The sequence below is a fragment of the Gottschalkiaceae bacterium SANA genome (genome assembly GCA_036323355.1).
Lineage (GTDB): Bacteria > Bacillota > Clostridia > Tissierellales > GPF-1 > GPF-1.
This window is the reverse complement of record AP028876.1, coordinates 196,323-217,515: the sequence shown is the minus strand read 5'-3', so window position 1 is coordinate 217,515 and position 21,193 is coordinate 196,323. Positions and strand designations below refer to the sequence as shown.

The window sequence follows — 21,193 nt, the reverse complement described above, 5'->3', positions numbered from 1 at the left end:
CTGCGACTACGATCTTAATATCTATCCTCAAAAAACTAATCGTGTCTATCGTAATTGAGAATGAAAAACATCAGTCGTTTCAAGCCATTCTAAATATTCCGTACTTATTTCTTCCTTCGTCACCCCAAGAACTGATTGAAACACCTCATTTGCCGTTTTCTGATTGTTACTTTCAAAAGTATCATTCAATGTACTGTCATGAAACGGTTTCTTCCCCGCTTCATAAAAAAGATCCATCAACACCTCATGACCATAGCTATCACAAATGTATTTCACAAGCAGATAACTGGTATTATAGAAGTTCACAATCTGCTCCCCCGTTAAATCCGAACTCACATCTAGAGATTCCAATTGACCAATTGTCTGTGAAACACCCGCTTTGGTCATGCGTGACAATAGACTAGAATCACTAAAGTCATAATACGCGGTGCCATCGTACATGGCAATCCCCTCAAGCAACCAAACCGGTAGATTATTATTACAGATCCGGATGGTGATATGGTGCACCAATTCATGCTGCACCACTCCAGGATACCCACTGTAACCGGTGGGATGACCGGTGTATATTTTCAGGGACTCGTCTGGTTCCGACCAACCTGTAAAAAGCCAGCCATTCGTCGGCACCGTTCTTTGCCTAAGCAATTCTCGATCAAGGAACAACTTCATTTCGAAATTATCGTGCGGCCGTTCCTGATAAACTCCCTCTAGGTTATCGTAGGCGAGGTCGAGCATATCTTTGAACTCATCAACTCTACTTTCTCCCGCCATATACTTGACCTTGAAGCGATCCGTCTTAAGCACGGCAAAATTGTATCCATAGTCCATCCATCGATCTTCCTCATATTTAAAAAGCAAGGGGTATTCAAAATCGAAGAATTCTGACGCCTTATGTCGCTGCCTAATCCTAACAATTCCTGTGTGCGCATCTATGATTTCCGTAGAGAGAATTTCAATAGAAAGGTCTTGAATCATAGGATCCGTCATTTCCATAAACCACCGTTCCTGCTCGTTATAGAAGTAGGGATCTTTGTTTGTGATGGCACTCATATAGCCATCATAATCTTTTTCTTGAATTGTCTTCAATCGATTGTCCATAATTTGAATGATAGCCTCTTCAAAGGGAACGACCTCACGATCTGCCAAGTGCGGTAAATCCAATTGTTCCACCGATTCGTCTACATTCAGACTCTTCTCTGGCTCGTGAGTAAACGCCTCCTCGTCCACTGAATCCTCAGCAGCAATAGGCGCAATCGCCTCTGAAACCGGCACATTTGCTTGGCATCCCACCAACATCAATAAAACAAGTATAATCCCAATCAGTCGACTATACTGATTTTTCTTCATGTTTTCCTCCAGCTTTCCAATTTGATTTACCTTACACGAAAATAGCTCTTCGCCACATTCCTCAATCTTTGACCGTTTTGACAAACGCTAAACTTCCGTCGTTCTCTGTCAACATCCACTTCACTGCCAATGCAGCAGCATCTCCAATGATTCCTTTACAAAGCACCGCCCGTTCTCGATCCCCAAAATCAAAAGGTTCCGTTAATTCTCGACAAAGATCAGAACTATGCTGTGTTTTGAATTCTGCCGCCAAATTGTTGAAAATTTTGTACAAGCCTTTTTCTCCAGTTAACTCAGGTACTCGTTCCTTCAACAGCTCTTTACGGTCGACCTTCGGATCATCTTTTAAAATGTGATCGCGTCCATGAACACTGGAAACTGCCAGCACCGCACCCGAAAGCGCACCACACATAGAGCCGTAGAGTCCCACACCACCACCAAATCCACTGGAATATTTCAAAGCTTCGGGAGAAAGATTCACACCCTCCGTGTCAATCAACGCTCGTACTACGCATTCACTACAATTCAATCCTCTTCGAAAATTATCCTCCGCCTTCAGTTTTGCTTCTTCCATCATTTTTTCCATCACTTGCTCCATCCTTACCCTCCATACCTTTAATTTTCCACATTAACGCTTATTGCTGCACATACTCCCCACCATTTTGAATGGAAACTTCAGCAAGAGCCAATTCTTTCCCCAAATAAGCCGCATGACTCAAATCGCTGACCCATTGGTTTTCAATAATCGTCCAATAGATACTTCTGGCATCCCTACCCCGAATCACACAAAGAAGCTCCTTTTCATAATTATAATACTCCGCATGAATCACACCAGACTCACAATCAGGTTTAATAATAAAATAGCCTGCCTCGTCTAATTCAATACTATATGGATCTTTGCCGATCGCTTCTACAATTTTGCATTCCATCTAAGCCCCGCCTCTCCCGCCATAATAATCTTTATCTTTTATACCACTTAACTTTATTATATGCTTTCCCTTTTCTGCTTGTATACCTTCCTTTTCAAGCAATCTGAGTCTTCGAAAGCAATAATGCTCTCCTAAATATTAAAACTGCCTGCGACTAATGATCGCAGGCAGATCGATTTTCTATTTCGCTCCCAGAAGAATTTGTGTTTCCAATTCTTCCGGCTTAACCATTTCCGGGTCATTCAAATAGATCTCATAAGCAAGATAGTTTGGCTCTATTTGATGCAAGTCCATCCATTCCGACAACTTCTTGTAGGCTGCTTTCATTTCACTATAGGGACCCGTATAGATCAATGTCGCATACTTGCCTTCAGGAATTTCACTTCCCTTAATCTCGTCCTTCCCAATCACTTCCTTAGCTACTGGGAACCCAATTTCCACATCTAGATCGTTCATATCCATATTATAATAACCAACGAATGGAGCATCTGACGGTGCTGCCCCAACCTCTAGCATATAGGCATAAATTTTCCCATATTCGATTCCAATCACATTCGGCAATTCCTCAAACGATGTTCTTGTTCGTACAGATAAAACCAATTGCTTCTCTCTTTCAATCACACTACAGGGTCCAAACATAACATTCTCCTTTCTCGTCTTATTTCATTTATAGATACCCGGCTTCACAAAAATATATCTTCTCATTAAGAATGTATATTCTTCTCCTTTCTTTCTCCCTTGCACTCGCCATACAAACCCATTTTCTAATCTCTTCTTTGTTTTATTGTCGTCCTAAGGCTAAGCATTACAAGGATATGATATTTTATCTATGGCAAAATCCATTATTTCCCTTTATCACTTTCCCTACATCATAAAAAAACCTCGGGTTTCCCCGAGGCTTTCATTCTTTCATAGACTATCTTTTATATTCTGCATTTTTATCAATTTTAATCATCTTACGCTTCAATTTCACAACCGAGTTGTATTCATGCTTCTTGTAGCTCTTCTTCAATTCTTTTGAAAGAGAAAACATCATAATCATCAAAAGAATGGCAAAAGGAAATCCCGTGATCACAACTGCAGATTGTAAAGTTTTCAATGCCCGTTCTCCTCCAAGCAACAAAACGGAGAGGGCAATAACACCTTCCATAACCGCCCAAAATACCCGTTGTGTTTTCGGCGAATCTTCTTTTCCACCGCTGGTAAGGTTATCCACAACCAAGGACCCTGAATCACTGCTCGTTACGAAGAAGAGAACAATCGCAACTACAGCCATGCAATAGAGCAACATTTGCAATCCAGGTTGAGCCACTAATACTCGAATCATTTCAAACATAGCAGTTGCAATATTCGCGGAAATTGCGTTTTCAATTACGCCTTGATACATCTCATTAATGAAAACACCCGTCGCCCCAAGGATCGTCATCGCAAAGGTAATAATCAAGGTTGGCAGAATAATGGTGCCTACTGCAATTTCTCGAATGGTTCTTCCCTTGGAAATTCTTGCAATAAACGTTCCTACAAAAGGTGTCCAAGAAATCCACCATGCCCAATAAAATACAGTCCATCCACCTTGCCAAGCAATATCTTCCGGTATGATGGCTGTAAAGAGTCCAATCTTAATAAAGTCTTGCAGATAGAGTCCCAAACTCGAAAAATATGTTGACATAATATATGCAGTTGGACCAATCAGTAAAATCAGCAATAAGAAAACCGCCGAGATAATGGTGTTGGCTTGGCTTAAAAATTTAATTCCTTTTGAAATACCGCTTACTACCGAAAGCGTCGCCATAAATGTAATCACAGCAATTAGAGCAATTTGAACCCCGCCACTATTGGGAATACCAAAGGCGTAGTTCAATCCCGCATTGATCTGTCGTGCTCCCAGTCCCAATGATGTAGCCAGACCGAACAACACGGCAAGCACGGCAAATGTATCAATAATATCGCCCCAAATTCCAAATATTTTATCCTTAATGATCGGATAAAACAAGCTTCGAAACGATAGGGGAAGATTTAAATTATAAGCAAAGTATCCCAAGCCAACTGCCACAAGCCCGTACAATGACCAAGCATGTGCACCCCAATGCAAGTACATAATTTTAAAATTATCAAAGACCGAACCAGTTTGAAGTGCTGTCGGAATCGATAAATGATAAATCGGCTCCGCTACCCCATAAAAGAAAATTCCAATCCCGATTCCTGCACTAAATAGCATGGAATACCAAGCGAAATTACTATATTCAGGTCTGGCTGTAAATCCGCCCAAACGTATTTTCCCGAGCTTTGACAACCCCATCACCAACAAAAAAACAACTGATAAATTAATGGTCGCGATATAAACCCAATTAAATTTTTGATTTAAGAACCCGTTTATCTCACTAAATGTATTAGCGGCCAAATCGGGCTTGATCAAGGTAAAAAGGATAAATCCTCCGACTAAAAACGCCGCGGTCAAAGATACAAAGAGATTCATATCAAATCCCCATTTTACAAAGTTCCTGTTAAATAATTGCTCTTTTAATTCTTTTCTCTCCATGGTTCCCCCTTAATTAAATATAAAAAAACACCCCAACTCTTATGGATAAGAGTTAGAGTGTTTAAGTTTCACGCAAAATGCATTCACATTACACCATTTCCATAGTGTAGTTTATTGCCTGCTTCCAGACCCTAAACAAACCCCAGTTCAAATCAAATATTTTCAAAATCATTTTCATACTGCGCGACAAGTTTGAATCCACACTGCACCAACACATTCTGCACCTTACTCGTCCACTACTAACGATTCTTACTTCTATTATTAAAGGATATTCAATTTTTCCGACTTATCAATCTTATCTCAATTCTTCGTTTTCGTCAAGGAATCAGCCATTTCGGAGCTTTCTGGTCCTGTAAGGGTAACGATTCCCCTTCAACAAACCAGAAGGGGTGCTTGTTATCAGAAACATTGATTGATATCATAGAATTATCAATCAATTATGTCAAATAATAAGGAGTTTTTATCGAATATGAATAAAATACTCATTAATTTTGCTCATCCAGCAAAAACTCATTCAACCATTAATAAAGAGCTTCGCCATGCAATTGAAAACCTTGAAGGTGTTACCGTCAACGACTTATATGCAAACTACCCGGATTTTTTAATCGATGTGAAACGAGAACAGATGCTTTGCCAAACACACGATGTCATTATTTTTCAGCATCCCTTTTATTGGTACTCAACACCCCCTCTGATGAAAGAATGGCTTGATCTCGTTCTTGAGTATGATTGGGCTTATGGCGTCAATGGAAAAGCGTTAAAAGGAAAGTTATTCTTACAAGCCATTACAGCCGGAGGCAGTGACAACACCTATCAGCAAGATGGTGCCAACCACTTCACAATCAGAGAATTGACTTCACCCTACCGTGCAACTGCAAACCTATGCAACATGGAATGGCTTCCTCCCTTCACGGTATTTGGCATTCACCGTGGATTGCCTAAAGAAGAGATCTCTGTTCATGCAGAAAACTATCGCAAGATGGTCATCGCCTTGCGAGACGGCACCTTGGACATTGAGAAAGCCAAAGAAGCACAGTATTTGAATGACAATCTACCTTCAATGATTGGAGGAAAATAAAATTGGAAATTATTCTTGTTCAACTATTTGTTTTTTTGGTTTCAGCTGCAGTTGCCGTTCCCATAGCCAAAAAATTTGGCCTTGGCTCTGTCCTCGGTTATCTCATTGCAGGAATCGTAATTGGACCATTTGGTCTTTCGCTCATCAGCGATGTTGAAACCGTTATGCATTTTACCGAGTTTGGTGTCGTAATGATGCTTTTTTTGGTCGGACTTGAACTCAAACCCTCCCTTCTTTGGGAGATGCGAATCCCTATCTTGGGAATGGGTGGTCTCCAAGTTGCTTTAACCAGTATTTTCATCTGCAGCCTCGCATTTCTTTTTTTGCCATGGCAACAAGCACTTGCTGTTGGGCTTATTTTGTCCCTCTCTTCTACAGCTATCGTCTTGCAAACGTTACAAGAAAAAAGTCTGATGAATACTGGACCTGGAAAATCAATCTTTTCCATCCTTTTGTTTCAAGATTTAGCCGTGATCCCCATGCTTGCCTTTTTACCTCTACTAACAACCGCGGCCATTCATAGTGACGGACACCTTGAATCAACTCTTTTTAATATCAGTTCATTACCGACATATCTTCAACTGATTGCAACATTGTTGGCTATCTTTTCCGTTTTCTTCCTTGGAAAATTCGCAAGTCGACCCATATTCAGAGCAATAGCAGCAACGCGAGTTAGAGAGATCTTTATTGCTGCAGCGCTGGCTCTAATCGTAGGCATCTACTTATTGATGACTGCTGTTGGACTTTCGCCCGCACTCGGTGCTTTTTTAGCCGGAGTCGTGCTTGCAGATAGTGAATATCGACATGAACTGGAAAGCGACATCGAACCCTTCAAGGGACTCTTGCTTGGAATTTTCTTCATCTCCATCGGCGCCAGTCTCAATTTTATATTAATTGGCAAACAGTTTATGTTGATTGTCGGTCTTACCATGGGTTTGATCGGTTTGAAAGGACTGGCCCTCCTTATCACTGGCCTCATCTTCAAAATGGAAAAAAAAGAACGGTCACTTCTGACGGTGTCCCTTGCCCAAGGGGGAGAATTCGCATTTGTTCTTTTCCAATTCGCCAAAACGAACGGTGTTTTACCCCAATCTCTTGTTGAAACCCTAATCTCCGCAGTTGCAATTTCGATGTTTCTTACTCCACTGCTTTTTCAAGCTTATGAAAAACTTGAAAAAAATAAGCAAAAAGAAGAGGAAGATCAACGTGATTCCGATTCGATTGAAAATCATGGACAAAAAGTGATACTAGCAGGTTTCAGTCGATTGGGAACAGACCTGGGACGCTTTTTGCTATCTGCAGGAATCAAACCGATAATTATCGACCATGATGCCTCCAATGTGGAGGTATTAAGAAAATTTGGATTCGAGGTGTATTATGGTGACGTCACTCGCCTCGATCTCCTTGCCTCTGCCGGGGCTGCGGAAGCCAAGCTTTTAATCATTACCATCTCTAATCTTGACAGCTCAAGGAAACTAATCGAGTTGGTAAAAAAGCATTATCCACATCTTGAAGTCATCGTCAATGCTTATGATCGCTCCACAGCATATGAATTAATGGATTTGGGTATGGATCATGTCAGAAGAGAAACATTTGGAAGCGCCCTGACTCTTGGTCAAGACGCCTTGCAAATTCTTGGATTTGACCCCTATGATGCCTATCGAATGATGCGAATTTTTCGAAAAAACGACCTTGATATGATGCCCATCTTATACAAGAAACATCGCGCTGACGAGGAAAATTATATCTCTCATTACCAACAACAAACCATTGACCTCGAAGAACTCATGGCACTTGATATGAGTTCGGACAAGGTATGTCTGGATAAAGCATGGTCTCGAAAAAATCCCCAAACGCAAAAAGACAATTGATTCAAAAAGAAAACGCCCTTTGCTATGAAAGTCTTAACTCTCATGCAAAGGGCGTAACTGATCTCTGTTCCATGCTGTTTCTTAGACAAAAAATCGCTTGGAAAGTTCATTTAAAAAAATTTCCGCATGATTCTTCATTTCCCTACCCGCGAGTTCAGAATTGCGGATTTCTATGGCTTGCGCCATAATTCGCAAGGATTCGTTATACCATTCCGGATTTTCCATTTTATATTCCACATAATTAACAAACCGGATCGTCTTGCTGTTTAATTCTTCCAAATAGTTTTGAAGATATGGATTCTGCGATGCCTCGCGAATGATCTTTCGGAACAAGTAATCATCATGGATATATTTTTTATAATCCAATCGTGGACGATATTTTTCTATGCGGTCAACAATCGCAAGAAGCTCTTGAACTTGCTCTTCAGACGCTCTTTCAGCAGCCAATTCACAAGCCAAAACTTCTAGATTCTTTTTGACTTCATAGGCATATTTGATCTCTCGAATATCCACCTGTGAGACATAAGTCCCCACTCTTGGCACCATCTTCACAAAGCCTTTTTCGGATAATTTCAAGAGCGCTTCCCGAATCGGTGTCCGACTGACCTGAAACTCTTCGATCAACTTCTTTTCATTCAGCAATTCACCTGGCTGATAGTCAAGTTCAATAATCCGATCCAATAATAGCGAAACTATTTCCATGTTGTCTTGAGGCATTTCAGACTCCTTTTACAGCCATGATTTACGTATTTTTTCCCATTTTTTATCTCTTTGTTCAATTATTACATTGATATCTTTTTCTTTCAAGTGTTTAAATCTCCCTTGCTTAAAAAGATATTCCTCCACAGGAATAAATTCTTTCGGATTCTTATTTAAGGTGAATTCATCATTTTCATACTCGGCTAAATACCAGAGACCTGAATCCACTGCTTCTTTTGCCAATTCAACCGTCAGTTCTGTCTTAGATCCCCATCCAGTTGGGCAGCTTGCCAGAATGTGAAGAAAAACCGGACCCCTGACCTCTTTTGCTTTATTGAGTTTTCTCAAGAAGTCATTGGGATAACCAATACTTGCTGTTGCAGCATAAGCAATTCCATGGGCAGCGACAATTTCAAACATATTTTTCTTCTGTGTCACCGCACCCGGCAGATTCTCACCCGCTGGAGAAGTCGTTGTTTTTGTTCCATAGGGAGTCAAACCACTCTTTTGAATTCCTGTATTCATATAAGCTTCATTATCATAGCAGATATAGATGATATCATCACCCCGGTCAATGGCGCCAGACAATGCCTGGAAGCCAATATCAGCTGTACCGCCGTCTCCGGCAAATCCAACGGTCTGAAAATCTTTAATTCCCAAGGCTCTCGCTCCGGCAGCAACACCCGATAACATGGCACCCGTAGATGCAAAAGGCGAGATAATGGCATTCGTCGTAAATGCCATTTGCGGATAAATAAAACTAACCGCCGACATGCAGTTGGCCGGAAGAACCGAATAGGTTCGTTCTCCCAACACTTTTAAGGCCAAACGGACGGCAATTGTCGCACCGCACCCTGCACATGCCTTGTGACCATAAAAGTATTCCTGATCAGTTAAGTCTTTTGGACGTATGTTAAAATTATTCATTGATCTCACACCCCATTCCGATAAATTCTACTCGTTCTTCAAATCGATCATGATTCAATAGATCCATAAAGATCGCTCGGATATGGTCTTTTGTAATATCTCGACCACCGAGTCCACCAACATAATTCTTCGATTGCACCTTGGTATCCAAGGCCATAAGCGCGGAATTCACATTGGTAAATACAGTACCTTCGTTTCCGAAAGAGATATTCTTTTCAAGTACACCTAGCTTGGATACCGCCTTGCCCAAGGCCATCACTTCGTCTTTGGGGAAGGGACGCATAAAACGAATCTTGAATACGCCAACCTTAAAACCTTTTTCTCGCAGTTCGTCGACAACGCATCTTACAGTTCCGGTCACAGAACCAAGGGTCATCAATACGGCATCTGCATCATCACACCGATAACTTTCTGTCAACCCATGATAGGAGCGTCCAAAAACTTTGCCATATTCAGCATCCACTTGACGGATCACATCCACTGAGCCTTCCATAGCCATATGTTGCATCACCTTAAATTCTTGATTGTCTGCGGGCGAGGTGCTAAAGCACAAGCTTTTCGGCTCATCCATGGACATCTTGTTGCCTGTTTGATACATAGGTAAGAACTGATCTACCATTTCTTGCTCAGGCAATTCAATGGGTTCATAGGTATGGGTCAAAACGAATCCATCCAGGTTTACCATAAAGGGTGTCATTACCTCTGGATTTTCCGCCACCTTATAGGCTTGAATCATCATATCCAAGGCTTCCTGGGCATCTTCCACATAGACTTGAATCCATCCAGAATCCAGCATGCTCAAGGAATCTCGCTGATCCCCATAAATACTCCAGGGTACAGCAATCGATCGATTGGCATTCATCATGACAATGGGAAACCTTGCACCGCTGGCATAATGCACACACTCAGCCATATGCAAAAGACCCTGAGATGAAGTAGCAGTAAATGCACGAGCACCAACTGAACTGACTCCCATTGCAGCTGCCATGGCTGAATGTTCCGATTCAACATGCATATATTCTGCTTTCAAGCTACCATCTTCCACAAAATCCGCTAATCGCTCAACAACAATGGTCTGTGGTGTAATTGGATAAGCTGAAATAATATGGGGTCTTGCCAAACGAACGCCTAATGCAACCGCCTCGTCTCCCGAAACGAACTTTCGATTAGATTTCATCTTCATCAGCCTCCTTCACCATGGTGATCGCTTCTACCTTGCACTCATGGGCACAAATACCGCAGCCCTTGCAAAAATCATACTCAATTTCAACTTTATTGTCTTTTGTTCGCGCGACCACACCATCTGGACACACCAGATAACAGCGTAAACATCCAACACACTTTTCTGCGTCTACAACTGGTTTGAAGGTTCTCCAACCCGCATTTTTTGATACCAAGTGACCCGATTCAAAGGCAGGTGTGCTCGGATATTCCGATAGCTTACTTGGTTGTTTATAAGACTTTACCTTTGGTCTCATGCCTCTTCCCCCTTGATCATTTCATAGGCTTCCATTAATGCATTTTGATTTTTCTCCACCAAGTTCTCACGCATCTCTGATGCAATCGTTACTTTCACCGATTCAATTTTCAACATACTAGACTCTGCAATCAAGGCCCCCAGCATGGCTGTATTGGTAATGGGTCTGCCGATATGGCGAAGGGCAATATCTGTTGCATCCAACCCAATCACTTTGCAGTCAAACATCTCTTGGTACTGCTGAACTTTTTTTGTATTGATCAAGATACAACCATCAGAAGTCAGGCCTTTTGCCGTATTCCCATCAATTAGCGTTTCATCCAGAACAACTACGTAATCACAATTTTGAACCTCACTTCGGTCATGGATTTTATTATCGGATATTTTGGTAAATCCAAGAACCGGAGCCCCTCTTCGCTCTGGACCAAAGGTTGGAAACGCCAAGGCGTTTTTGCCCTCGCAAAGAACCGCTGCAGCCCCTAGTAAACGTGCGATCGTAAAACTTCCCTGGCCGCCGCGTCCATGCCATCTGACTTGAATCATGTTGCACCTCCATTGTTTTTTGGTATAGCGTTGATATATCAACGCTATACCAGTATACCAATTGGCTAGTTTTCCGTCAAGCAAGCGTTTTCAATCATCATTCTGATCACACTACCACTCACACTTCCCATTTTATAAAACAAACAGCAAAAAGCATGATAGCCTCTCTCGAGAATACCATGCCTCCATATATTGAACCTAAATCATTCATGTCTTTTATTCGTTCTTCTCGTCTTCAAATTGATGATTATAATGTTGGCCATCGCAAAACGGTTTATTCTTTGAGTGACCGCATCTGCACAATGTCATTTTTACTGGTGATTCTGGCGATCGGCTACCCGGGCTATCCAGCTCAATCTTCCCCGATACGTCATAAGGTCCATGATAACCGAAATGACGCTCTGCCAATCGCACCGTAGGAATCTCATCTTCCGCACCCTGATTCCGCTCACTTTCATGAAGTGCGTAGGACAAAGCACCCGACGGACATTTATCACAAATAGCAATGATTTCTTCGACCGAAGCGCCATCCGGATTGATCCAGGGTACTCCATCTGTAAAAACGGTTGAGAGTTCCTTACTGCAATACCCGCGATGCGAACAAATATTTCGGTTGTCGAAAATTGTAATCTCTTTTCCCTTATATTCAATGGTTTCATTATGTAGGTCTTTTTCTTCATTTTGACTATTAAAACCATTGGTCTCGTGGCTTTTATCGCAATAGGGTTTGTCTGCAGAGCCACCACATCTGCATAGATAGGTCTCTGAGGTACATTCCAATTCTTCGTCCTTCGAATTTACAAGTTTTTCAATGTTTTGAATCAAGAACGGGCCATTTTCAAATGCCGTTATTTTTGGTTTACTCATATTGACACCTCCAAATAACACGTACCCACACCCGACTTTCACAATCATTGAGCAGCCTCCCCTAGTCCAACGTCTTGACTTTCTCCGTCTTCTGCATAAATGAAATGCCTAATTCACCACCTGCTTCTTATTTTCAAACCCCAATCCGAGAATATTTGGGTATCCTTACTAATATGATTGAATAAGGAGGAATACAGATGAATATGAAAGTGGCAAAAACCATCACTTGGATTGGCTTGCTCGCAATGACCTATGGCCTGGCCAACGGATTTATAAATGGTGATTTCATCAAAGACGGACAAGAGCTTTTCCAAAACCCATGGGGAGTCATGTCTTTAATTGATCTTTATGTCGGATTTACCTTATTTTCGATGTGGATCTTTCACCGAGAAAAAAATAAATCATTCGCCATCGGCTGGACCTTGTTGATGATGATTCTGGGCTTCTTCACCGCTTGTATCTATATCCTGCTGGCTCTTTACAAAAGCAAGGACAATTGGAACACCTTTTTTCATGGCAAAAGCTCAAACTGAAGCTACTACATTCCATAAAAATAGTCGACTTCCTCAATCAAGAGAAAGTCGACTATTTTTATTCATTGTACTCTATTCGTACTTTGCAAATGCTGATTTAATCGCTTGAAGTGATCCTTCAACCGTTGATCGCGGGCAAGAAACATTGAATCGTTGATAGCCTTGTCCCGGTTGGCCGAAGGCTAATCCGTTATCAAGCAAGACACCGGCTTCTTCAATAAGAATTCGATCCACTTCTTGATCCGGTAAACCGTAACCACTGAAGTCCACCCAAGTCAAATAGGTTGCTTGGCAGTCAATCATTTTTAGTTTTGGCAAGTTCTTAGTAATGTATTCTTGCATCAATGAAATATTCCCATCGATATATTTTCTGGCTTCATCCAACCATTCCTCACCCTCTTCGTATGCAGCTAGATTAGCAATCGCACCAAAGGTGTTAGGACCATCTAGATGGGCAATGTATCGAGTAAAGAATCGCCACTCCTCTTGCAATTTCGGATCATTGATAATGATATTGGAATTCTGCAATCCCGCAAGATTGAACGACTTGCTTGGTGCCGTACATGTAATTATGTTGTTTTTATAAGACGGATCCACCGTTTCCAATACCGTATGTGTTACTCCCGTTCTTGTCAAATCAAAATGAATCTCATCTGAAATAATAATCTTGTTGTACTTCTTGCACAAGGCAACAAACTTGCCTAATTCTTCCTTGGTCCAAGCACGTCCAACCGGATTATGTGGATTACAAAGAATCAACATTTTATTGTTGTCATCCTTCAACTTCTCTTCGAGATCTTCATAATCCATCTCATATTTCCCATCCTTGCAAACCAAAGAATTATCTACCACTTTACGTTCATTTCCCTTTGGCAAATAAGAGAATGGATAATAAACAGGTTGTTGGATAATAATGCCCTCACCCGGTTTCGTTAACAACTGAATGAGATAACCCAACGCCGCAAGAATACCCGGTGAAAAGAAGATTGCATCTTTATCCACATCCCAATTGTGTCTTCTCATCATCCAATCATGGATAACTCGAGCATACTCTTTTTCTCCTTCAGCTGAATATCCAAAAACACCATGATCGACTCGTTTATGCAAGGCATCCAGAATACATGGCGCACATTTAAAATCCATGTCCGCTACCCACATAATATATGGATCTTCCTTCGCATTTGGATAGTATTTCTTTACATTGTCCCATTTTAGCGAAGCGGTGTTATAACGATCTACTTTTTTGTCAAAATTAAATTTCATTTTCGCTCATCCCTTCTGTGACTGCACGTCTAGTTGATTAAATTTTCCTATTTTTTGCAAAGATTTTCTTTTCTATTTCTTGTATTACTTTTTATCAATACCTATTGAACCAGTTTGACCCCGCTGCCAGCCAGCTAAAATATACGCTTTTTGACAGCGGCGAAAATCTGGTTTTATCCTTTACTCTTTCTTGCTTTATGCCGTTTTTTCAAACTCGGCGATTTCTGCTGGATCAAGCTTTTTTACACCGATTTTCAAGAAAGCAAAAACAATGGCAATGATCGCTGTACCCCAGCAGAAAAATGCATATGGGATATAGCTTAGAGTTGGCACACCAGTAACTCCTGCCATATAAAGACCCGTATCACCCCATGGGAAGCAAACCATAATAATGGCACCAATGGTTTGTGCTGCTACAACCATATTCACTGGATGATATCCGTTTTCAATATACTTTTGCTTAAATAATTCACTAGGTACAATGATTGTTAAGTAAGCCTGCAAGGTAGTCGCCGCAGTAATAAGGGCTGAAATAATTACCGCAACTGTTAATCCTCCGATTGAATTCACATTTTTAGCCAAAGAACTAACAATGACCTCAAGACATCCAATTTTTGATACAACACCCGCAAACATCATGGCGCAGAAGAGCAAAATAATCACATAGCTCATGGTCAGCATACCACCTCGATTAATCAAAGAAGCCACTTGAGGCATCAATGTACTCGGATCAATATGCGTCATACTTGCATTAAATCCGTCAAAAGCAGCTGTAAGACCATCACCCAATGAAAATCCATTAAAGATCACACCCAAGATAATTGCCAAAAATCCAGAAAGCATCATGGAAGGTGCAGATGGATACTTTTTTGCACTTGTGAACATAATAAACACCAATGGCAACAATACGATTGGATTAATATTAAATGTTGCACTAAGCGTTTTCAATAGTTCATCAACCATAACCGATGAACCAGCTCCACCGCCCGATGTAAAACCAATAAAAGTGTAAAGAATCAAGCTGACAATGGTGCTTGGAATAACAACGATTAGTGTTCGCTTAATCATTTCTGCCGGATCCACTTTTGCCATTGATGAAGATATGGCAACCATGTCAGACATAGGTGAAATCAATTGACCATAGTGAGAGCCTGCTATTACGGCACCTGCCACAACTGGCATTGGCACATCCAATACTTGAGCCAAGCCAATCATCACAACGCCAATTGTTCCTGCTGTACCCCAAGACGTTCCAATGATTGTGGCTACAATAGCACAAACCACAAATGCAAACACAATCACCATTCGCGGATCAACCAATTTCACTAAATAATAAATTGCAGTTGGAATTGTTCCAGCAAACATCCAGGTTCCAATCAATACTCCAATTGACAAGAGAATGAAAAATACGGGTAAAATATCTGTTATTTTTTCTGCAATTCCATCTTCGAGTTCTTTATATGAATATCCACATCTCATTCCAATAATAATTGAATACACCGCACTGACAATCAATACTGAGCCAATACTTACACCAAATTTACTGCCAAGACTTACTCCCGCTATAACTAAAATAAGAACCGAAAATGCTTCAATTTTACTTGGTAGTCTTTTCCCGTTTTCCGTTTTTGTTTTCGTTCCCATAAATACACTCCTTCGTAAGATAAGTATAAGTTCTTAATACCTTCTTTGTCACCCTGTATATTATTTACAGAGATGACACCCTCTAATTCCAAATCCTGTACTTGAGTCGAAAAAAAATTCTCAACATGTCTCTATATTTGCATCCAACGGCATCTGGCCAGACTACCCATGGAGTTACAACTTATTCTGATCTTTTGATCATCGACAAATATCGATATACCGTTGCTTCAGACATCTGCAATTGCAAAGCAACTTCCAACACTGCGCCTTTCATCAAAAAAACACCTTTGTCATGTAAACCTCGAACAATATCAATCTTTTCTTCCTGAACCAATCTTTGAGGAACAAACTCATGATAGAAAGTCAACTCTTGAATTGAACCATTTACCAAGTTCTCAATGGAATCATTTAATTTCTCAGAAATTCCATTCATTTGTTTCTCTTCAGTCTCCTTGTTGCTCATAAATTTCGGTAAAATTCTATCTAATGATTGCTGAATGGCATAATGCTCGCTATAGTCAAAGTTAAAGCACATCATTCCATATACACGTTTCTGATCATCTCGAATCAAATAGGTTGCTGAATGCAGCATTTTTCCATTTTTTGATTCGCTCTTGTAATTGGTCACGTAATTGATGTCTTTAAATTCAACATCCTTCATCATTCGCAAAACCAAATCCGTTACAGGTCCACCCAGTCGGCGACCACTGATCTGTCCGTTTTTGATGGCAATAATTGATTCCTCCAAATTTGTCAGATCATGTAGAACGATTTCAACATTTTCTCCAAGAACTTCACCAAGAAAATCAACGAATTCCAAATATGGCTCAAAACTCAATTCCTTCCTCATCCTGTTACCACCTTTCTGTCACAACTATCTATTGCAAGTCCCGTGCCAAGAGTGAAATGCGCTGATTTCTATAATAATTTATTATAATAATGATTTTTTCATATATAGGTGCAAAACAGCTTTGCGTTTGCGCAAAATTTTTTTGCTATATTCCAAGAAACACGATAAAATATATCTATTCCAACAAGGAGGATTGCCATGCAACATTTTGCTTACGAGAATTTTCCCCATCCGGTTATTGTTTTTCTCAAAGATGAATTTATTTATAGCAACCTGAGTGCTGAAAAGAACCCAGCTCTCATCACCTATATCCATACAAAAAAATTTATGTTCTCTCGGCAGCGAGATAAACTCTTTGAAATTGAAATCGATCATCATTTTTATACAGTCTCATCTTTCACAATCGATGCGATGGATGCTTATGTATTTCTACCAAATCATGAAAAAAAATTGACTATAAAAATCGATCTCTACGAAGAAATTATGAATAATATCAAACAAGGTATCTTTGTGGCCGATAAAGATGACTTCGTACTGTTTGTGAATAAAACTGCCTTAGATATGGAAGCCGCCAATTATTCTGCCGATGATCATATCAAGCGTAATAGCATCTATGCCGTTCATGATCCAAATGCACCCCATGACTATGTCATGAAAACGAAAAAACCACTATGCAACCATAAAGTCGAGTATCAAATGTCCGATGGGCAATATGTGAATGTCATTTCTGACAATTTTCCACACTTCGATCATGGTGAGCTAGAAGCTGTCTATTCCATTTATCAAAACTCCGATTTAATCAGTGAAAACATTGCTAATCAATCCAGACTTTTACAAAACTTTGTAACACATTCCGAGAACAGCAATGCCTTAGACGATTTAGTAGGCGAAAATGAAAAATTCCTATTTACAAAAAAAATTGCCTTCAAGGCAGCAAAAAAGAATGCCAATATCATGTTATTTGGAGAGACCGGTACCGGAAAAGAATTGTTCGCTCATGCCATTCACCAAAACAGTGAACGTTCAGACAAACCTTTTATCGCAATCAACTGCGCTGCCATTCCAGAAACATTAATGGAGAGCATCTTCTTCGGAACAACCAAAGGTGCTTATACCGGCGCTGTCGATTCCATAGGAATCTTTGAAGAAGCAAAAGATGGCACCGTTTTTTTAGATGAAATCAACAGCATGAATATAATCTTGCAAGCGAAACTCCTGCGTGCTCTCCAGGAACGAAAAATCATGAAATTAGGTAGCAACAAGCAAATCGACGTTCAATGCTGTATCATCAGCTCAACAAATAAAGACCCCTTAACATGTATCGAAAACAATGAATTGAGGGATGACTTATACTATCGCCTCTCTACTTTTGTACTTGAGATCCCACCCCTTCGCGAGCGAAAAAGTGATATACCCGTATTGATTCATCATTTCTCGCAACTTTTTAATCGGAAATTCAATTACAATATCAAGGGCGGAAGCGATGAGTTTTTGCACCTTTTGCAAAGCTATGACTTTCCTGGCAACGTTCGAGAACTACGCCACATCCTTGAATCTACTTTTATTGCAGCCGATTTCGATACAGAACGATTATCTACGCAATTGCTACCATCCTATATCGCTAAAAAACTTGAGGCTGCCATTCCTCTTTCTCAGGATTCGCATATCAAGACGCCCAATTCATTAAGTGATATCAATAATTCTCTTGAGAAAAATTTAATTGAACTCGTCTTGAAAGAGCACAACTACCACATCACAAATGCCGCACAGCAATTGGGCTTATCGAGGCAATCCTTGCAATATCGTATCCGTAAGTACAAGATCGAAACTCCTGGACGCAACAAGTAATCCGTATTGCAAAAAAAGACCACCAGACAAACTGGTGGCCTTTTTGTATCCATAAATATGATTCGTATCATTTCAAACAATGCATATAATCCTTTGCGTTTTCCCAGGGTACGGTATAGCCTTTTCCCCTGGAACAGAATATTGACGAGGATGGATATTCATTGTCTGTTACTTTGTCATAAGCAATTTGTTCAATCACATCACCTGTATTGTGACAAGGTTCATACCCACTCATCTTGAGTTTCATACGTCCCCTACTCTTGGTGATGTTCCTTAACCTGATCGAATAATCCATAAAACTAAAGACCGGCACATGAGCCCTAATGATCACATCATCACCGTCCTGGACGGTTTCAGCCCTTCCGTTTCGTGTAGTTATATCCGTTAGCACCTTCCCCATATCGGTAAAAGGGACTCGAATCACGGCTTCATACATGGGTTCTAGCAAAACACTCTTTGCTTGCTCTAGGCCTTGACGCAAAGCACGGATCGTCGCTTGTCGAAAGTCACCACCCTCCGTATGCTTGTTATGGGCACGACCCGATATCAAGGTAATTTTTAAATCAGTAATTTCTGACCCTGTTAAAATTCCCCGATGCTCTTTTTCAAAGATATGATGCCGAATAAGATTCTGCTGACCGTCAGTCAGGTCTTCCACCGAACATTCCTTGTAAAACACAATACCTGTACCTCTTTTGCCCGGCTGTATTTTTAGAATGACTTCCGCATAATGTCTTAATGGTTCAAAATGCCCGCAGCCCACAACTTCGTCCGCAATGGTTTCCTTATAGAGAATTTGGGGGACCTCAAAGGATACGGGGTAGCCAAATCGATCTGGTATCAAGGCTTCTAAAACTTCAAGTTGAATGGTCCCCATCACCCCAAGAGTGATCTCTTTCTTTGGTGAGTACATGACCTTCAAGGCCGGATCTTCCTCCTCTAATATCTTCATATCTCGATAAACATCCTTTAGGCTGAGTGCTTGATCGAAAATCAATTTGCTTCGCAAGGTCGGCACAACCGAATAACTAAATTTCTGATTCGTCCCAAAAACATCGCCCACCTTCAAGGATAGGCCCGTCACTGTAGCTAGTTCTCCAGCAACCATCTCGGGTATACTCTCCAACTTTCCACCAAATACCCTTTTGATTCCCGTCACCTTTTCATCGCCAATTTGATCCCGCACCTTCAGTATACCGCCTGTCAATTTAATAAAGGCATGACGGACGCCCTGATGAACTCTTACCTTATACACAATTCCAGACAACTCTTTCTTCTGGTCATGAGAAACAGTCAATTGATCCAGTAGCTGTAAAAACCGATCGATTCCTTGACCTTTCAAGGCCGAGCCTGACAAAACCGGATAGATCAAACCATCTTGAAACAAATCTCTAGCACCACTAACAAATAAATTGTCATCGAGTCTGTCTTCAAAGTAGGCCTCCATCAATGCTTCTGAATGTTCTGCCAAGGATTCATAATCTAGGCTATCAAAATCGATACATGTGTCAAAATTCTTCTTGAGTGAACCCATAACATTCTCTTTGTTAGCATGATGCGCATCCATTTTATTGATAAAAAACAAAAGGGGCACCTTAGCGTGTTTTAAGAGGTCACAGACCGTTTCCGTATGGCTTTGCACCCCGTCAATACCACTGATAATCACAATGGCAGCATCTAAGATCGCTATTGTCCTCTCCATTTCCGAAGAGAAATCCACATGCCCCGGGGTATCAATTAAAACATATTCATTTTCCTTATATGAGAAATAGGCCTGGTCAGAAAAGATCGTAATGCCCCGTTTTCTCTCGATCTCATTCGTATCCAACAATGTGTTTTTATGGTCAACACGACCCGCTTTTTTGATCATCCCCGTATGGTACAAGACTTGCTCAGAAAAAGTCGTTTTCCCTGCATCCACATGGGCGAAAATACCAATTGTTTTCTTCATTCTGTCTCCGTTGCATTCCCTAATTGCCATTATTGTATCCTCTTCCTCCCAACAACACAAACAATCCTTCTTCTTTTATTTGCTTCTTACTAAAACAAAAAGCCCATAGGGCTTTTTGATAAAGTCACTTACTCATTACTGTCTTTCAATAACCATTTCGCTGATGTAGATGGATTCATGGGTTACCATATCAACAATCCGGCCAGCAACCTCTTTCGGATCCATAAATTTCTTGGTATCAAACGAAGGGGACTTGTCCCAAAAATTGGTCTTCATCCCACCTGGATAGATTCCATAAACCAATATATTTCGGCCCTTGTACTCAGCCTTAAGCGCTTCTGTAAATCCCCTGGCACCCCACTTGGCCGCACAATAAAGGGACTCATTGCTCTTCCCTTTCAGTCCTGCCGTTGAGATCACATTGGCAATTTTTCCCCCCTGGACTTCCATCTGTTTCAAGACACCCGAAGTCATAACAATCATGCCCTTCAAATTGGAATTGATCACCTGATCAATTTCCACTTCATTGATTTCTTTAGCTTGTCCAAAGATCCCCAGGCCCGCTACATTAAAAAGGCATTCCACCTGATAATTCTGACCCAGTTCCTTATAGAATTCCTTCACTTGATCTTCCTGGGAGATGTCCATTGAAACTGCCTTTACAACGACTTCAGCATTCAACAATTGAAGTCCCTTCACTGCATCTTGCAACTTTTCTGAATTTCTTCCGATAAGGCATACATGCTTTCCATTCATTACTAATTTCTGCGCGATACACAAACCAAGTCCCGATGAACCACCGGTAATTACCATTATTTTTTCCATCTTTC

The 21,193-nt window shown here is 40.8% G+C and carries 20 protein-coding genes; 4 read left to right on the top strand and 16 right to left on the bottom strand.

What is annotated here, in order from left to right; genetic code table 11:
• Positions 1–45: 45 nt before the first annotated feature.
• From AC25CA_RS01050 to AC25CA_RS01030, 5 genes are all read right to left on the bottom strand, one after another.
• Positions 46–1,344, bottom strand: coding sequence for a peptidase MA family metallohydrolase (locus AC25CA_RS01050; RefSeq protein WP_486815185.1), 1,299 nt, complete (start codon positions 1,342–1,344; stop codon positions 46–48).
• Between the two features lie 61 nt (positions 1,345–1,405).
• Positions 1,406–1,942, bottom strand: coding sequence for a C-GCAxxG-C-C family protein (locus AC25CA_RS01045; protein ID WP_486815184.1), 537 nt, complete (start codon positions 1,940–1,942; stop codon positions 1,406–1,408).
• Between the two features lie 37 nt (positions 1,943–1,979).
• Complete coding sequence (locus AC25CA_RS01040) at positions 1,980–2,273, bottom strand: DUF4346 domain-containing protein (protein ID WP_486815183.1); 294 nt, start codon at positions 2,271–2,273, stop codon at positions 1,980–1,982.
• A 180-nt stretch (positions 2,274–2,453) separates the two neighbouring features.
• Positions 2,454–2,912: a GyrI-like domain-containing protein gene (locus AC25CA_RS01035; RefSeq protein WP_486815182.1), complete on the bottom strand. Its 459-nt coding sequence runs from the start codon at positions 2,910–2,912 to the stop codon at positions 2,454–2,456.
• A 277-nt stretch (positions 2,913–3,189) separates the two neighbouring features.
• Complete coding sequence (locus tag AC25CA_RS01030) at positions 3,190–4,812, bottom strand: BCCT family transporter (protein ID WP_486815181.1); 1,623 nt, start codon at positions 4,810–4,812, stop codon at positions 3,190–3,192.
• A 469-nt stretch (positions 4,813–5,281) separates the two neighbouring features.
• Between AC25CA_RS01030 and AC25CA_RS01025 the strand changes: the two genes are divergently transcribed.
• Positions 5,282–5,890: an NAD(P)H-dependent oxidoreductase gene (locus tag AC25CA_RS01025; RefSeq protein WP_486815180.1), complete on the top strand. Its 609-nt coding sequence runs from the start codon at positions 5,282–5,284 to the stop codon at positions 5,888–5,890.
• A 2-nt stretch (positions 5,891–5,892) separates the two neighbouring features.
• Complete coding sequence (locus tag AC25CA_RS01020) at positions 5,893–7,761, top strand: monovalent cation:proton antiporter-2 (CPA2) family protein (RefSeq protein ID WP_486815179.1); 1,869 nt, start codon at positions 5,893–5,895, stop codon at positions 7,759–7,761.
• Between the two features lie 81 nt (positions 7,762–7,842).
• Here the strand turns inward: AC25CA_RS01020 and AC25CA_RS01015 are convergent, their stop codons facing one another.
• From AC25CA_RS01015 to AC25CA_RS00990, 6 genes are all read right to left on the bottom strand, one after another.
• Entirely contained in the window at positions 7,843–8,478 is a 636-nt protein-coding gene (locus tag AC25CA_RS01015) for a GntR family transcriptional regulator (RefSeq protein ID WP_486815178.1), read from the bottom strand.
• A gap of 12 nt (positions 8,479–8,490) precedes the next feature.
• Entirely contained in the window at positions 8,491–9,387 is an 897-nt protein-coding gene (locus AC25CA_RS01010; RefSeq protein ID WP_486815177.1) for a thiamine pyrophosphate-dependent enzyme, read from the bottom strand.
• Positions 9,380–10,564, bottom strand: coding sequence for a transketolase C-terminal domain-containing protein (locus AC25CA_RS01005; protein WP_486815176.1), 1,185 nt, complete (start codon positions 10,562–10,564; stop codon positions 9,380–9,382). Before AC25CA_RS01005 ends, AC25CA_RS01010 begins: the two co-directional genes overlap by 8 nt.
• Positions 10,554–10,865: a 4Fe-4S binding protein gene (locus AC25CA_RS01000; RefSeq protein ID WP_486815175.1), complete on the bottom strand. Its 312-nt coding sequence runs from the start codon at positions 10,863–10,865 to the stop codon at positions 10,554–10,556. The genes AC25CA_RS01005 and AC25CA_RS01000 overlap by 11 nt, the downstream gene beginning before the upstream one ends.
• Positions 10,862–11,407, bottom strand: coding sequence for a 2-oxoacid:acceptor oxidoreductase family protein (locus tag AC25CA_RS00995; protein ID WP_486815174.1), 546 nt, complete (start codon positions 11,405–11,407; stop codon positions 10,862–10,864). Before AC25CA_RS00995 ends, AC25CA_RS01000 begins: the two co-directional genes overlap by 4 nt.
• Positions 11,408–11,623: 216 nt before the next feature.
• The gene (locus tag AC25CA_RS00990) at positions 11,624–12,274 is read right to left on the bottom strand and encodes a CDGSH iron-sulfur domain-containing protein (RefSeq protein ID WP_486815173.1); all 651 of its coding nucleotides are present in this window, start codon (positions 12,272–12,274) and stop codon (positions 11,624–11,626) included.
• Positions 12,275–12,471: 197 nt separating this feature from the next.
• Here AC25CA_RS00990 and AC25CA_RS00985 point away from each other — a divergent pair, with 197 nt between their 5' ends.
• Positions 12,472–12,807: a DUF1475 family protein gene (locus tag AC25CA_RS00985; RefSeq protein ID WP_486815172.1), complete on the top strand. Its 336-nt coding sequence runs from the start codon at positions 12,472–12,474 to the stop codon at positions 12,805–12,807.
• A 72-nt stretch (positions 12,808–12,879) separates the two neighbouring features.
• Here the strand turns inward: AC25CA_RS00985 and AC25CA_RS00980 are convergent, their stop codons facing one another.
• From AC25CA_RS00980 to AC25CA_RS00970, 3 genes are all read right to left on the bottom strand, one after another.
• Positions 12,880–14,070, bottom strand: coding sequence for a MalY/PatB family protein (locus AC25CA_RS00980; RefSeq protein WP_486815171.1), 1,191 nt, complete (start codon positions 14,068–14,070; stop codon positions 12,880–12,882).
• A gap of 195 nt (positions 14,071–14,265) precedes the next feature.
• Positions 14,266–15,714, bottom strand: a complete 1,449-nt coding sequence (locus AC25CA_RS00975; RefSeq protein ID WP_486815170.1) for a Na+/H+ antiporter NhaC family protein — start codon at positions 15,712–15,714, stop codon at positions 14,266–14,268.
• A gap of 181 nt (positions 15,715–15,895) precedes the next feature.
• Positions 15,896–16,564: a helix-turn-helix transcriptional regulator gene (locus AC25CA_RS00970; protein WP_486815169.1), complete on the bottom strand. Its 669-nt coding sequence runs from the start codon at positions 16,562–16,564 to the stop codon at positions 15,896–15,898.
• Positions 16,565–16,762: 198 nt separating this feature from the next.
• On the opposite strand from AC25CA_RS00970, the gene AC25CA_RS00965 reads away from it, so the two are divergent.
• A complete protein-coding gene (locus AC25CA_RS00965; protein ID WP_486815168.1) occupies positions 16,763–18,412 on the top strand; it encodes a sigma-54 interaction domain-containing protein in 1,650 nt (549 codons plus the stop codon).
• 67 nt (positions 18,413–18,479) lie between these two features.
• Here the strand turns inward: AC25CA_RS00965 and AC25CA_RS00960 are convergent, their stop codons facing one another.
• Entirely contained in the window at positions 18,480–20,363 is a 1,884-nt protein-coding gene (locus AC25CA_RS00960; RefSeq protein ID WP_486815167.1) for a GTP-binding protein, read from the bottom strand.
• A gap of 135 nt (positions 20,364–20,498) precedes the next feature.
• Positions 20,499–21,188 carry an SDR family NAD(P)-dependent oxidoreductase gene (locus AC25CA_RS00955; RefSeq protein ID WP_486815166.1) on the bottom strand — a complete coding sequence of 230 codons (690 nt, stop codon included), beginning with the start codon at positions 21,186–21,188 and terminating at the stop codon, positions 20,499–20,501.
• Positions 21,189–21,193: the final 5 nt, after the last annotated feature.

Bases quoted from the DNA above. Each gene is read 5' to 3' on its own strand.
- AC25CA_RS01050 (WP_486815185.1), bottom strand. From the start codon at position 1,344: ATGAAGAAAAATCAGTATAGTCGACTGATTGGGATTATACTTGTTTTA.
- AC25CA_RS01045 (WP_486815184.1), bottom strand. From the start codon at position 1,942: ATGGAGCAAGTGATGGAAAAAATGATGGAAGAAGCAAAACTGAAGGCG.
- AC25CA_RS01040 (WP_486815183.1), bottom strand. From the start codon at position 2,273: ATGGAATGCAAAATTGTAGAAGCGATCGGCAAAGATCCATATAGTATT.
- AC25CA_RS01035 (WP_486815182.1), bottom strand. From the start codon at position 2,912: ATGTTTGGACCCTGTAGTGTGATTGAAAGAGAGAAGCAATTGGTTTTA.
- AC25CA_RS01030 (WP_486815181.1), bottom strand. From the start codon at position 4,812: ATGGAGAGAAAAGAATTAAAAGAGCAATTATTTAACAGGAACTTTGTA.
- AC25CA_RS01025 (WP_486815180.1), top strand. From the start codon at position 5,282: ATGAATAAAATACTCATTAATTTTGCTCATCCAGCAAAAACTCATTCA.
- AC25CA_RS01015 (WP_486815178.1), bottom strand. From the start codon at position 8,478: ATGCCTCAAGACAACATGGAAATAGTTTCGCTATTATTGGATCGGATT.
- AC25CA_RS01010 (WP_486815177.1), bottom strand. From the start codon at position 9,387: ATGAATAATTTTAACATACGTCCAAAAGACTTAACTGATCAGGAATAC.
- AC25CA_RS01005 (WP_486815176.1), bottom strand. From the start codon at position 10,564: ATGAAATCTAATCGAAAGTTCGTTTCGGGAGACGAGGCGGTTGCATTA.
- AC25CA_RS01000 (WP_486815175.1), bottom strand. From the start codon at position 10,865: ATGAGACCAAAGGTAAAGTCTTATAAACAACCAAGTAAGCTATCGGAA.
- AC25CA_RS00995 (WP_486815174.1), bottom strand. From the start codon at position 11,407: ATGATTCAAGTCAGATGGCATGGACGCGGCGGCCAGGGAAGTTTTACG.
- AC25CA_RS00990 (WP_486815173.1), bottom strand. From the start codon at position 12,274: ATGAGTAAACCAAAAATAACGGCATTTGAAAATGGCCCGTTCTTGATT.
- AC25CA_RS00985 (WP_486815172.1), top strand. From the start codon at position 12,472: ATGAATATGAAAGTGGCAAAAACCATCACTTGGATTGGCTTGCTCGCA.
- AC25CA_RS00980 (WP_486815171.1), bottom strand. From the start codon at position 14,070: ATGAAATTTAATTTTGACAAAAAAGTAGATCGTTATAACACCGCTTCG.
- AC25CA_RS00975 (WP_486815170.1), bottom strand. From the start codon at position 15,714: ATGGGAACGAAAACAAAAACGGAAAACGGGAAAAGACTACCAAGTAAA.
- AC25CA_RS00970 (WP_486815169.1), bottom strand. From the start codon at position 16,564: ATGAGGAAGGAATTGAGTTTTGAGCCATATTTGGAATTCGTTGATTTT.
- AC25CA_RS00965 (WP_486815168.1), top strand. From the start codon at position 16,763: ATGCAACATTTTGCTTACGAGAATTTTCCCCATCCGGTTATTGTTTTT.
- AC25CA_RS00960 (WP_486815167.1), bottom strand. From the start codon at position 20,363: ATGAAGAAAACAATTGGTATTTTCGCCCATGTGGATGCAGGGAAAACG.
- AC25CA_RS00955 (WP_486815166.1), bottom strand. From the start codon at position 21,188: ATGGAAAAAATAATGGTAATTACCGGTGGTTCATCGGGACTTGGTTTG.